11 protein-coding genes and 1 pseudogene are annotated in these 12787 nt (G+C 64.7%); 7 read left to right on the top strand and 5 right to left on the bottom strand.

What is annotated here, in order from left to right; genetic code table 11:
• Positions 1 to 67: 67 nt before the first annotated feature.
• The 5 genes from Pla175_RS12065 to Pla175_RS12045 all read left to right on the top strand — a co-directional run bounded on the left by Pla175_RS12065 (position 68) and on the right by Pla175_RS12045 (position 3503).
• On the top strand, positions 68 to 1093 hold the full coding sequence (locus Pla175_RS12065) for a hypothetical protein (protein WP_145284815.1): 1026 nt from the start codon (positions 68 to 70) through the stop codon (positions 1091 to 1093).
• Entirely contained in the window at positions 984 to 1631 is a 648-nt protein-coding gene (locus tag Pla175_RS12060) for an MPN domain-containing protein (RefSeq protein ID WP_145284812.1), read from the top strand. Before Pla175_RS12065 ends, Pla175_RS12060 begins: the two co-directional genes overlap by 110 nt.
• 18 nt (positions 1632 to 1649) lie before the next feature.
• The gene (locus Pla175_RS12055; protein WP_145284808.1) at positions 1650 to 2345 is read left to right on the top strand and encodes a ThiF family adenylyltransferase; all 696 of its coding nucleotides are present in this window, start codon (positions 1650 to 1652) and stop codon (positions 2343 to 2345) included.
• Positions 2335 to 2568 (top strand): hypothetical protein, encoded by a 234-nt coding sequence (locus Pla175_RS12050; RefSeq protein ID WP_145284805.1) that lies wholly within the window; start codon positions 2335 to 2337, stop codon positions 2566 to 2568. Before Pla175_RS12055 ends, Pla175_RS12050 begins: the two co-directional genes overlap by 11 nt.
• A gap of 290 nt (positions 2569 to 2858) precedes the next feature.
• Positions 2859 to 3503 (top strand): hypothetical protein, encoded by a 645-nt coding sequence (locus Pla175_RS12045; RefSeq protein WP_145284802.1) that lies wholly within the window; start codon positions 2859 to 2861, stop codon positions 3501 to 3503.
• Positions 3504 to 4412: 909 nt separating this feature from the next.
• Here Pla175_RS12045 and Pla175_RS12040 read toward each other — a convergent pair.
• The 3 genes from Pla175_RS12040 to Pla175_RS12030 form a co-directional block, all read right to left on the bottom strand.
• Positions 4413 to 4784 carry an IS66 family transposase gene (locus Pla175_RS12040; RefSeq protein ID WP_145284799.1) on the bottom strand — a complete coding sequence of 124 codons (372 nt, stop codon included), beginning with the start codon at positions 4782 to 4784 and terminating at the stop codon, positions 4413 to 4415.
• Between the two features lie 238 nt (positions 4785 to 5022).
• Positions 5023 to 5766, bottom strand: coding sequence for a site-specific integrase (locus Pla175_RS12035; protein WP_145284795.1), 744 nt, complete (start codon positions 5764 to 5766; stop codon positions 5023 to 5025).
• 57 nt (positions 5767 to 5823) lie between these two features.
• Positions 5824 to 6048 (bottom strand): site-specific integrase, encoded by a 225-nt coding sequence (locus tag Pla175_RS12030; protein WP_145284792.1) that lies wholly within the window; start codon positions 6046 to 6048, stop codon positions 5824 to 5826.
• A 234-nt stretch (positions 6049 to 6282) separates the two neighbouring features.
• Between Pla175_RS12030 and Pla175_RS26795 the strand changes: the two genes are divergently transcribed.
• Positions 6283 to 6411: a hypothetical protein gene (locus Pla175_RS26795; protein ID WP_261342817.1), complete on the top strand. Its 129-nt coding sequence runs from the start codon at positions 6283 to 6285 to the stop codon at positions 6409 to 6411.
• A 1705-nt stretch (positions 6412 to 8116) separates the two neighbouring features.
• Here Pla175_RS26795 and Pla175_RS12025 read toward each other — a convergent pair.
• A pseudogene (locus Pla175_RS12025) lies at positions 8117 to 9125 on the bottom strand (IS3 family transposase).
• Between the two features lie 1097 nt (positions 9126 to 10222).
• Positions 10223 to 11227, bottom strand: a complete 1005-nt coding sequence (gene ahr, locus Pla175_RS12020; RefSeq protein WP_145284789.1) for an NADPH-dependent aldehyde reductase Ahr — start codon at positions 11225 to 11227, stop codon at positions 10223 to 10225.
• Between the two features lie 208 nt (positions 11228 to 11435).
• Here ahr and Pla175_RS12015 point away from each other — a divergent pair, with 208 nt between their 5' ends.
• On the top strand, positions 11436 to 12599 hold the full coding sequence (locus Pla175_RS12015) for an NADH:flavin oxidoreductase/NADH oxidase (protein WP_145284786.1): 1164 nt from the start codon (positions 11436 to 11438) through the stop codon (positions 12597 to 12599).
• Positions 12600 to 12787 lie beyond the last annotated feature (188 nt).

Below are 12787 nucleotides of genomic sequence, written 5' to 3'. Positions count from 1 at the left end.
GGCACGGATGCCTGCTTGCTGGCCACTGCCTACCCAGCCCCCAGCCCCGCCGCGAAGCGGCCATCCCATGAACCCACGCCAGAAGATGTTGTGGCGGGCCGCCTCGGCGATCGCCGAGACCTACGCCCGCCGCCAAGACGTTCTGCCGCTGCCCGCGGAGCCGCTGCCGCTCGACGCCGTCGCGCGGCTCACGCGCATGATGCGGCACGCCTGCCGCCATCACTACCGCGCGGCTTCGAGGCGGCTCCGCCCGCGGCTCGAGCGGGCGCTGCGCGACCTGGCCGTCACGGCCACCTCACAGGCCGAGCGCCTGTGCCGAGAGCGGCGAGCGGGCCAGGCGCCAACGCTCGGGGGCCTCTACCGCGACCTGCTCGCCATCGACGAAGAGTTCCCGCAGCTCGAGATCAACCTCCCGCAGCGGCGGCTGCTGGTCGCGACCGGACCGATCACGCTCGAGGGGGTCGCTCTCGGCCCGTTCTTGCTGTCGCTCGATTGGGGCACGCTCGGCGGCGACCAGCCCCAGCTGCTGGTCATCGCGATGGAGCCGCACGCCCCGGGGTCCAACCAGAGCGTCACCCACCCGCACGTCGTCGAGGACCGGCTGTGCGAAGGGGAGGGGGGCCCCGTGCTGCAGGCGGCCGCCCTCGAGGGGCGGCTGTACGACTACGTGCTGATCGTCCGCCAGATCCTGCAGACCTACAACGCGTCGAGCGCTTACGTCGACCTCGACCGCTGGCACGGGTCCCCCTGCAGCGACTGCGGCGTGCTGGTCGACGACGAGGACCGGTCGCTGTGCGGACGCTGCGACGCCGAGGTGTGCGACGGCTGCTCGGGCGCCTGCGAGGGCTGCGGCGAGGGCCTCTGCCACGGCTGCCGCGGGGAGTGCGAGGGCTGCGGCGAGCACCACTGCCGGGCGTGTCTGGAACCCTGTAGCGACTGCGACGGGACCTGCTGCTACCAATGCCTAACCGACGGAGTTTGTGATGCGTGTACTGCAGAGAAAGAATCAGAAGACGAGGCGCCCCCAGCCGCAGCGGCGCCGGTCGCTGCGGCTGACGCCCCACGCGTGGGCCAAGCTCAGGTTCTTGCGTGACGCGGGGCCGACCGAGATCGGCTGCTTCGGCGTCTCGGACCCCCAGGACCTGCTCTTGGTGCGGGACGTAACGCCGGTCCGGCAGGCGTGCAGCGCGGTGAGCGTGGCGTTTGACGACGCCGCGGTGGCCGACTACTTCGACCAGCAGGCCGACGCCGGGCTTAGCCCCCAACAGTTCGGCCGGATCTGGTTCCACACCCACCCCGGCGTCTCGCCCCACCCCAGCGGGACCGACGAGGCGACGTTCGCCCGGGTGTTCGGGCCGGCCGACTGGGCCGTGATGGCGATCCTGGCGCGTGGTGGGGGCTGGTACGCCCGGCTGGGGGTCAGCGCCGGCCCGGGCGCCAGCCAGCGGCTCCCCGTGCGGGTCGCGTGGGACGAGCCGTTCGGCGGCAGCGACCACGCGGCTTGGCTCGCCCAGTACGCCGCCTGCGTTGAGCCCGAGCCCGACTGGGATGATCTGGAGGGGCTGGGTGAGCGGCTGTTCGGGATCGACCCGGAGGCCGCGGAGGCCCTCTGGAGCTGCCCCCCAGACTAACCAAGCCCAAGGAGCCCGATGTTTACAGAACCCGAGGAAGACCGCTTCGCGCGGCAGGCGCAGCTGGTGCCGCAAGCAAGGCTGGCGTTACTCGACGCTGCCGTGGTCGGCGTCGGCGCCGTCGGCAGGCAGGTCGCGGTGCAGCTGGCGTCGCTCGGCGTGCGCCGGCTGCGGCTGGTGGATTTTGACAAGGTCGACGCGAGCAACGTCACGACGCAGGGGTACGCCCGCGGCGATGTCGGCCGCCGGAAGGTCGACGCCTGCCGCGACGCGGTGCTGGCGATCGATCCGCAGGTCAACGTCGACGCCGTGCAGGACCGCTGGCGCCCGGCGACCCGGCTGGGGGACGCGGCCTTCTGCTGCGTCGATTCCATCGACGCCCGCGCGGCCATCTGGCGAGGGGGCGGCGGCCTTGTCGGCTTCTGGGCCGACGGGCGGATGCGGGGCGAGACCCTGCGGGTGCTTAGTGCGTGTGACGCCGCCAGCCGCGCGCACTACTCCCAATCGCTGTTTCCGCAGCACGAGGCCCAGGCGGGCGCCTGCACGGCGAGGTCGACGATCTACGCCGCCGGCATGACCGCCGGCTTGATGCTCTCCCAATTCGTCCGCTGGCTGCGCCAGCAGCCGCTGGACGCCGACCTGTCGCTCAACCTGCTGGCGAGCGAGCTTATTGTTTCAACCCCTCGAGCCAAGGAGGCAACCCTTGTCGGGTAACGAAAACCAAGGGGCCCCGCGCCCCGAGTTCTGGACGCGGCCGCCCCCGCGGGGGGTCGTGTTCTGGGCGTGCGTTGTTCTGGCCGTGCTGCTCACCACCGCGTTCTGGCCGACCGTCGTCGTGCTCGTCGTGGGCAGCGTCCTCGCCTGTTGCAGGCTCGCGCAGCAGAAGCGGGCCTTGTCGAGGCCGGCGCCGAGGCGACGGGTGCAGCGGCGGCGGTAGCGATCGGGGCGGCGCCCCACTCCCGGCGGGCCGCTTCGGACGCTGCTGCGTCCGGGCGGCCGGCGGGGGAGGGGAGGGGGGTCTGATCAAGCAGGCCGCGTCTTTGCTGGTACCAACATGCCTTCTGGGCCGCACGTGACGGCTGAAAGGTTTTTGGTTGCTTGCGGCAGCGAAGGTGCTTTGCTAGGGGATGCCAGATCGTAGACGAGTGGAGCCGCCACGTGACATTTTTCTCTGCTTGGCACGAGTAAATCGTTCAACCCAGTGCCGATCATGCCGAAGCCATCTGAATGCGATCCGCGTTGGGCAACACCAGCCGTCTTCAAGACGGCTGCATCACCAAGGCCGGCAGCAGCCAGGCCCGCTGGTTGCTGACCCAGTCGTGCCAGCACGTGGCGAGGCGCCCCGGGCCGCTGGGCGCGTTCTTCCCTCGGCTCGCCAAACGCAAGAACCGACAGGTCGCCATCGTCGCCGTGGCGCGGAAGCTGATCACCATCGCGTTCTTGATGCTCAAGAACAACGAGCCGTACCGCTACGCCAAACCGATGTGGGTGGCCCAGAAGTTCGCGGCGCTCGACCGCGCTGCGGGGGGCAAGACTCCGCGGTCGGGGAAGCGGCAAGCGGGGCCCACAGCACAAGCCCGCGCGGGGCTAGCCGCCGTCTACGCGGGCGCGGGCCTGCCGAAGGTCGCTTCGCCGGAGGAGTTGCCAAAGGGCGAGCAGCGGATGCTCGAGCAGCGGAAGCTGACGTCGTTCGTTGGCGATCTCTACGAACTAGCGTCAAGACCGTCGGCGACCCAGCCCGAAGCAGCCGAGCCCATGGGCCGCCCTGCCGGGCGGCCCCGCTGCCCATTTTTTTACGTATCAGCAGACGCCGACAATCCAGGCGCAGCTGCTGGGGCTATGCCCCAGACCCCGGGATTTGCTGAGGGATAGCTCTGGTGTCCGAAGCGGGCTGCAGTAAAGCGGCCCCCGAGCAGACCAGCCGTCCGCGGGCCTGCGCGCTTCGGCGCACCATCGATCCGGCTACTGCTCGTTCGGTTGCGTCCCCGCAGAGCCGAACTCCGCTTCACCGGACGCCCTTATCGTAGCAACATTGATCCATCCGAAACCGTATGGTTGACACGTTCAGAGGTAGCCCTCAGCGGCGGCCTGGGACGCTCCCGTTCGTCCTCACGACCTACCGCGGACGAGCCGCGGCCGCGACGTTACCCCCAGTAAGGCGCCCTCGCTTCGCCAGGCCTCCTTTGGGGCGAGTGCCTGAGGGCGAATCGAGCAGCCCGCGCGAAGGGCAATGACCTTCGCTGGTGCGGTTCCGGCTGCCGACGCGACGACCGGCCGCTGGCGCCGGCGCCGCCTCGCTCCGATGCATCGTGCTCTGGCGCCCATCGCCGCTCGCGGGCGACGAGCCCTTTGCGGGAGAGTCCATTGGAAGAAAGAAGAAGGAAGCGGACGCCCGGTTGACGGCCCATGACCGCCACGACGGATCTTGATCTCACGAAGCGAGTTTGCCCGTGACGGGGCGGACGGACCGGGCAAGCTCACGTTCGACGACCCCCCAGAGGAACTGTCGAGTCTCGACGCAGCGGAAGGAAGCCGCCACTTGACCTTACGCGCGGAGAGCCGGACGCAAGTTCGCCCATCTCGAACCCTGCGCGACTACGCGAGTGGGCCCCTGACATACGCATGGGAGCACCTTGCGCCACAGCGTCGAGGGCTGCTGCAGCAGAGTTGGGCGGGCGTGTTGCGTGACTATCTGCTAGAGCGTTGGCCGGTCATTGACTCGCGGCGGTCCATTCGCCCACCGTTCTAAGCTCCCCGCCTGTCCGTCGACTCTGCACCCCCTCAGGTTGAGGTGGTGCGGATTCCACGGACAGGTGAATTCCTCAAGATGGGCCCACCCTCAGCATTCCCTTGATGCCTGGTCAGAAGCAGAAGCCAGCGAAGCCGGCCCGCCGTACGTTCACCAAGGAGTTCAAGGAAGAAGCGGTGCAGATGCTGCCCGACGGACATGCCGCCAACTCGATTGCTGATCGCCCCGGCCATCGGGGAGCGTGGGAGGGCCATGTCGTCCTCTTGGTTGAGCCATGCCTCGATCTGCATCAGCAGCGGCACGCTCCGCTCTTGTCGTAACGTGAGCCGCTCGTCGAACGATGCGTCCTTCGCCTCCCGCTCGACCGCGTACAGCTTAACGATTAACGCAAGCAGCTGCGCCACGTCAGGCTATCTGACGTAAGATCAGTGGTAGCGTACCCGCGTCGGGTGCATCCTCCGCGGCCCCCCGGACGTTCGGCTCAGTCGCTGAGGTAGACATCACTTCGTTCAGGTTCGGCTCCGGGCACTTGCCGAACTTGTCTCAGTCTTAGCGCGTTGGCGTCCGGGCTCATCCTCAGAGGTCGCTCCGCGTTGGCGACGCCTCCTCGGGTGACCTGGGAGGCGCCGCCTTGGCAAGCATCTACGCTTGAGGGAACCTCCGTCGGCAGCAGGGGCACTCACCATCGAGCCCTTGCGACAGCGCGGCGAACGCCGTCGGCTGTGATAGCGACATGATCGCCTTGAAGGCGAGCGGGTCACGATGGGCGTAGCGCCGGTAGGTCACACCGCCTACAGAGTGGCCGAGGATCTCGATCGACGATTCCGGCATGTGCTCGTCGTAGTACGTAGCGCAGGTCTTCCGAAGGTCCTTCAAGACCCATGGCTTTTCCTCACCCGTCTCGATGTCCTGCTTCGGCTGGACGTCGGCCAAGCTGCAGAGCCGCTGGAACTGCTCGTTGGGACGCGAGCTGCCGCAACCGAACACAGCCTGGTCGGGGCAAAGGCTCTTGAGGTGCGTCTGCACGACGCGGTTCATCGGGCGATAGAACTGCTTCTTGGTCTTCACCCGGCGGTAGTACAGCCAGCCGTAGCGGGAATCCCCGCCCTGTCCGCTCGGGGGCTCGGGCCGCCACGAGACGTGGCGCCACAGGACCTGCTCATGGAAACAGGCGGATTGGGAGACCGTTCCGGTGTCTACGCCGTAGTTGAAGAACACCACCAGGGCCGCCCGCCAGTAGTGGCCGACCGTCGGCGACTGCTTCCACCCGCGCGGTCGCTCCAGCGCGTACGTCGCGAAGTAGAACGCGTTCAGGTCGGACCTGGTCAGGTAAAGGCGCCCGGCGACGTCGCGTTGCGCTTTGGGCAGCAGGAAGCGTGGCAGCATTCTGAGGAAGTCCTGCTCCCAGGCCCACGACAGGATGGCCCGCAAGTTCTCACGAGCCTAGTTCGCTGCGCGTCGCGCGTTCGATCCGCCATCAGAGGCCGCCTTCTCGTAAACCCAGTCCAGAAAGTCCCGCAGGTCAGATCGGCCGATCCGATCGATAGCGGGGCCTCGACCCCAGGCGAGCCATTTGGCGACGGTCCGCCGATACTCCTTGCGGGTGCCGCAAGAGAGCGGCTTAGCGTGTAGGTACTTGACGGCGACGTTCTCAAAGCTGACTGACATGGAAGCGGCTCCAGGCCGTCGGCGTCTGCCTCCGTCCCTGGCTCCGCCTGCCGACAGCCGTGATTGGCGTCCTGCGGGACCTCCTGTCGCTCGGTGATAAGGTCAGGCAGCCCACGCTAGCTGCACCGATGATGCCAGGATCGTTGGGGGGACGGCCAAGTGGGCGACTTGGCAGACGGACGAACCTCCAGAGACCGACCCATACGCTGCAAAACTGGACCCATATCGACCTGCATGAGTGAGCTGCACCGCCGCAAGTTGCGCCGGAGGGGGATCCGCCGGTGTCTGCCCGACTTCAGCAACTTGATGGACGACCAGATCTGCTGCGGTGCCGGGACCGCGGCAGCGTCGGCCGCGGTCTGAAGGCACTTGCGCAGGCCGTCCAACCGTAAAAGGCTCAGTTGCCGGCCGCCAGCGAGAGTGGGCTTTCAACCGACCACAACATTCTACTCGCGGGCGTCGCCGGTCAACTGCAGCCGGTAGTTAGGCCCCGTCGGTTGCAGCGTGTCTAGCCAGCAATCGGCTGCAGTGAGCATACAGAACATAATCGGGAGAGTCGTTTTCTCTGAACTCAATCCTCTTGGGGAACTTGCCGGAGCCCTCCGCGCCGGCAACGACCGCCTCGACGATCTGACATGGGCTAAGGCCACCGTGATTGCACGCACCGAGCGGTGGTCGCTTGACGATCTCGGGATCGGTTACGTGCTCATCGGCGAATTGAACGTCGAGCCATACATGCCGCGGTCCGGTGATGTAGCTGATCGTGTACAGTTCTCCGTCTCGACCGAATGTTGGCATGGCGAGGGCCTAACGCTACGGTTCAGCGGGCGGCGGCGAACGACTTGCAAGCAGACGGAATCGCCGGCAACCGACGCTCCGTTGCAACCGATGGTTCTGTCGCAAAATGGAGTGCGAATGAATGTCTGGCGACATTCATTCGCGTTTGGTTCTGGTCCTCCGTTGCTACCAGGATGCTTTGGCCGGCCAGTTGGACATCGACTTTGACAGTTGAATTCTCCGTTGCGGGGTCTCTCATATGGATCGTTGCATTTTCTGGAGCCGCCATAAGTCGAGGAATAATCCTGCACCGGGAATGATAATTACGCACCACCAGAATGCCCACGAGTGTAGCAAGCGATCGTCGTTGTACGCAGCCAACCCATAAGCGATCACAAGGTACGGAAGGGCGCAGAAACCAATCCGAATGCCGGTTCGTTGCACCACGTCAGCCCACGTAGTTGGAATGAACCACTGTGGCCGACGAAAGAACGAGTTTCTGCTTGAATTATTCATGATGTTCCCGCATCCGGGCCTTGCGACAGAACAAAAAATGTACAGAAGCGATTCCGCCTAACCCAATTTGCAGCCACGCTCATTGTCGCCGTAACCACAGTCGTTCGCAAGCTTCGCCGCCTGACGATCCGACCGGTCCGCTGCTGATGCAGAAACGGCTTGGAGGTTCGGCGAAGTCGCTGAGGTGGCCGTCACTTCGTTCAGATTTGGCTCCAGCCAACCTGTCGGAGATGGACCAGTCGACGCGCGTGCTGGCCAGCATCAACTCGCGGCGGTGTCCTGACCCGGCACACACCGCCCGCAGGTCGACATCGACCCTGGTCGTACTGTCTGCAGCGCCCTCGGTCCGTTGGCCAGTCCGCAACCCCAAAAGAGGTGAGCTGCACCTGCGCGAGTTCGAGGATGGCCTCAGAGCGGGAGGCTTGTTCAACATCAGCGACTCTAAGATTAACCAGATATGCGGGGGTGTGGGTGCCTCAGAAGCGATGAGGCGATGTAAGGGCACTCGACCAAGCCGCCTAATGTACAAGGTCTGGCACCGGCTATCGGCAGCGCGCCTTGGACTGCGGGTTAATGGTTGTAGCTACGAAAGTCATTCGGACTCGTAGCGGGTAGCCGGTTGTCCAGCTGTAGTGGACCCCATCCACTGGACCACCCGAAGGGTGGTTTAGTAGTTAGCCGCCTTGGCGGCCCGTGGGACCCTCCGAAGGTCACGCACGGCCGCGGACCCTGCGACGGCAGGGGCCACTGATTGCGTGCTCCCCAATAATTCCGGCTAGCTCTGAGAAGTTCGCCCGCTTGGGGGCGCCGTCTTGAGCCCTTCTTCGCAGACCTCACTCGGCGTACGGCGTTTCAGTGACTGATGTCGCCTTCGGTTGTTGTAGACCTCGAAGTAGCACGATAGGCCGCGTTGGGCCTCCGCGACGCTCGCGTAGCTCTTCAGGTTCATCTCCTCGTACTTGACGCTCCGCCACAGCCTCTCGATGAACACGTTGTCGAGCGCCCGCCCCTTGCCGTCCATGCTGATCTCCACCCCACACACTTCCAGCCGCTGCGTGAATGCCCGCGACGTCAACTGGCAGCCCTGTTCCGTGTTGAACACCTCCGGCCGCTCCCGCGAGCGCCGCGTCGAGCGCCTCGCAGCAGAACAACCCGTCCAACGTGTTCGACAGCCCCCAACTGAGCACCTTCCGGCTGAACCAGTCCATCACCGCAGCCAAGTACAGCAAAACCACCCGCCAGCGGCACGTACGTGATGTCGCTGCTCCACACCTAATCGACCCCGACCTCCACGTTCCTCAGCAGGTACGGGTAGACCTGGTGTCCCGCGGCACGCCGCGTCGTCGATCGCTTCGGGTAGACCGCCTCGATTCCCATCAGCCCCATCAGCCGCTGCAGACGCTTGCGGTTCACCCCGAGCTCGTCGGCCAGCCGCCGGCTGCCATAGAACGGCCATCGCGTGTACAGCTCGTCGATCTGTCGCATCAACGCCAGGTTCGCCTTACTCTCGCCAAGCGGCTGGTAGTAGCAGCTCGACCCTGGCAGCCCTAACAGCTCGCACTGGCGCCGCGGCGTCCGCCGACTCGTCTGTCACCTTCCGCTTCCGCCCGTCCTCGAACAGACCGCTCGCCCCCTTCGAGCAGCTGCTTCTTCCACGCCGAGATCTGGTTCGGGTAGACCCCGTGCTTGCTCGCAAGCTCCGCGAGCGTCGCGTCCCCATTCGCCGCCGCCAACGCAACCTTCGCCCTGAACGACGAAGAAAACTCCCGCCGCTTCCTGCCCATCCTCAAGCCTCCTGATCCGCAACCCGGCCGACGCCGGATCGCATCCTATCAGGTGGTCCAGTTTCCGGGGTCCACTACAGTTGCGATCTGAGATCCGAGGTTTGGAATCAGTTCAGGGTCGAATCGCGAATGATCGTCAGTGAGGTGGTCATACAAGAGAATGGCTCGGAACTCAGAGGATGTATCGAGCGTAACGTGCCCACCCGGGAAACCGTGAGTCATTTCGATTTCGGTGCGGCCAGTCACTATGCCAACGAGTCGGCTTCCGATTGGGTGGATGTCCCGAAGCACTTCGTAAGCGTTCATTGGCAGCCGAGAATCTTATTGCAGAACAACAAATTTACAGAAACGATTTTGCCTAACCTCATAAGTAGACGCCCCGATTGTCGCCGTAACTCCGGTCGCCCGCAAGCTTTGCCGACTGACGATCCGACTGGGCCGCCGCTTATGCAGAATTAGCTTGGGCACTTGGCCAATCCGCGGCGGTGGACATCTCTTCCCTCAGATCCGGCACCGGCCAAGTTGCCCGAGATGGACCAGCCGACGCACGCTGGCTGCCCGGCGCCAACTCGCAGCGGTGTCCCGACCCGGCTGACACCGCCCGCAGGTCGGCATCGACCCTGGTCGTGCTGGCTGATGCGCCCTCGGTCAGCTGGGCAGTCCGCGATCCGACGGAGGAGAGCTGCACCTCCGCGGGTTTGTACCTCGCCGAACGTGCTGAGACGTTTCCCGCTTCGGCAGGTTCGGAGCCTTGCGGCAACTTCAGCTGGGCCAGATCGGAGAGACTTGGGTCGACTTCTGCTCAGTTTCGCTGGCTTACCAAGTGCGAGGGTCGTATCCAGAAGATTTCTGCGTCAGCGATGCGTACGCTCAGAAACCTTGTCGAATAGCGAGTGGTATCAGACACGGCCCACTCGCCGCAGTGTACATCCCCTCAGCAATTTACTGTGCGTCCCTTTCGACGCCTGGACTTGAGAACACGACGCGGCGAGGGCGCTACCGGCGGAACTCCGCTTCGCTTGCTTTGGGACTATGTTTACCGTCCTTCAGCGGCGATTAGGGTTACCCGAAGCTTCGCGGCGAGCGGAACCGCTGCACTACCAGTCCGCCTTCAGCACAATGCGGTAGCGGGCCTTGCCATCGATTAGCCGCTGGAAGGCCGTGTTGATGTCGCTCATCGCGAAGTTCTCCACCATCGGCTTGATCTGGTGGCGAGCGCAGAACTCAAGCATCTCTTTAGCACGCGTGATACTACCCGTGGGCGAAGCACCGATCGATTTTTGCCCCATGATCATCGGAAACACCGTCGCCTCAACTTTCTCGGCGGCGCCCACCATGTGCAGTTTTCCGCCGGGGCGTAGCGTCGCGAGGTAAGCGTCCCAGTCCAGTGAGGCATCCACAGTGTCGAGCACCATATCGAACTTGCCGACCACCGACTCCAGGGCCTGCGGGTCGCGGGTGCTCAGAAATTGATGGGCGCCCATCTGGCGAGCTTCTTCCTCCTTGTCGGGCGAGGTGCTGAACACGGTGACGTCGCAGCCCCACGCATTGGCGAACTGCAGCGCCATGTGACCCAGGCCGCCGATGCCGATCACCGCTACGCGTGCGGTAGGCAGGATGCTGTTCTCGACGAACGGATTGAATACCGTCAGGCCCCCACAGAACAGCGGGCCACAATCTACGGAATCGACTCCTTCGGGTATGGGAATCGTCCACGCGGCCTGGGCGCGCACACGATCGGCGAAGCCGCCGTGTCGACCGACGATAGTTCCTTCGGCAGTTGGGCAGCGATTCTGATAGCCGCTTTGGCACTGGTCGCACCGCAGGCAACTGGCTGACGTCCAACCGATGCCGACGCGCTGGCCAACTTCCAGGCCTTGAACGTCGCTGCCCAACTGCTCGATGCGGCCTGCCACTTCGTGCCCGCCGACGAACGGGTACTCAGTCATGTTCCACTCGTTGCGCTTCATGCTCAAGTCGCTGTGGCAGAGACCGCAATACTCGACGGCCACTTCCACTTCGTCGGCGCCCAACGGGCCGGGATCGAACTCGATAACTTCGAAACCGCTTTCGGAGGAACTGGCGGCATAGGCTTTGAACATCGGCTCTTTCCTGACGGGGAGCGGGGGTCTGCTGGCGGTCCGAAGTATATGGCTGCTGGGCAAGGAAGCAATGCGGGGGCAATACGAATTCGTGCACGTCGTTGTTGACGGAGCGCGATGCCGGGATTCCAATACTTTGGCCAAGGGTTGCGGCCTGCATACAACGCTCGTTGCATGCTTCCGCAGGTCTCCACCGGGATCAGAAAGCATGTCGGAACGCGATTCGAGCCGAGCTGGTAAGTCGCCATCGGGCCAAGGTTGTCTGGCAGGAACCGACCACGATCGCGAAGTGCCGGAGATCGATCTCTTGACGCCGCTCAGCATCCGCGGCGTAACCTTTCGTAATCGCATCGTCGTTTCGCCCATGTGCCAGTACGTTGCCGAAGACGGATTGGCCAGCGACTGGCACTTGGTGCATCTCGGCAGTCGCGCCTCAGGCGGCGCGGCGCTAGTGATCGCCGAAGCAACGGCCATCACGCCCCAGGGCCGGATATCACCGGGCGATCTAGGCATTTGGGGCGACCAGCACATCGCACCGCTGGCACGCATCGCCGAGTTCATTCATTCGCAAGGCTCCGTGGCCGGAATCCAATTGGCGCACGCTGGCCGCAAGGCGAGTTGCGACGTGCCGTGGCGGGGTGGTGCTGTGCTGAACGCCGACCAGGGTGGATGGGAAGCGGTGGCCCCGAGTCCGCTGCCATTCAACGAAGGCGACCCCGCACCGACGCCACTCGAGAAGTCTGGCATTGAGGAAGTGACGGCCGCGTTCGAGGCCGCGACGCGCCGCGCGCTCGAAGCGGGGTTTCGCGTGATCGAAATTCACGCCGCGCACGGTTACTTGCTGCACGAGTTCCTCTCACCACTGGCGAACCAGCGGACCGACCGGTACGGCGGCAGTCTCGAGAACCGCATGCGGCTCACGCTAGAGGTTGCCGATCGCATCCGCCGGCTGACGCCCGACGAACTGCCGGTGTTCGTTCGCATCTCGGCCACAGACTGGACCGACGGCGGATGGGACGTCGAGCAGTCGGTGGTGCTCTCGCGGGAACTGAAAGCACTGGGCGTAGATCTGATCGACGTCTCCAGCGGCGCGCTGGTGCCCAAGGCCAGCATCGCGGTGGGCAAGGGCTACCAGGTGCCATTCTCCCGCCAGATTCGCCACGAGGCCTCGATCAAGACCGGCGCTGTGGGGCTGATCACCCAGGCCAAGGACGCCAACGAAATCATCACCAGCGGCGATGCCGACCTGGTACTGCTGGCCCGCGAAATGCTCCGTGAACCCTACTGGGCGATCAAGGCCGCGCAGGAACTCGGCGGTGAACCCGCATGGCCAATTCCTTACGGCTACGCGGTGAAGCGGCGATCACGATAGCGAAACTCAGACTCCACTGAACCAGCCGACGTGCAGCTCTCCGATCGCAGAATGGATACCTGATTAGGATCCGAGGAAATCTGCACCTTAGCAAGTCGCGCTGAGACAAAGTCCGCCAGTGGTGGGCCAAGCGCCGCCCGTTCGTAGAATCCCAATGTTGCAGGCGAGGCGAGCGTCTCGGCGAGAAA

Origin of the sequence: Pirellulimonas nuda (assembly GCF_007750855.1) — a bacterium.
Taxonomy (GTDB): domain Bacteria; phylum Planctomycetota; class Planctomycetia; order Pirellulales; family Lacipirellulaceae; genus Pirellulimonas; species Pirellulimonas nuda.
The sequence above is the reverse complement of the archived record's forward strand: the minus strand, read 5'-3'. Positions and strand labels throughout refer to the sequence as shown.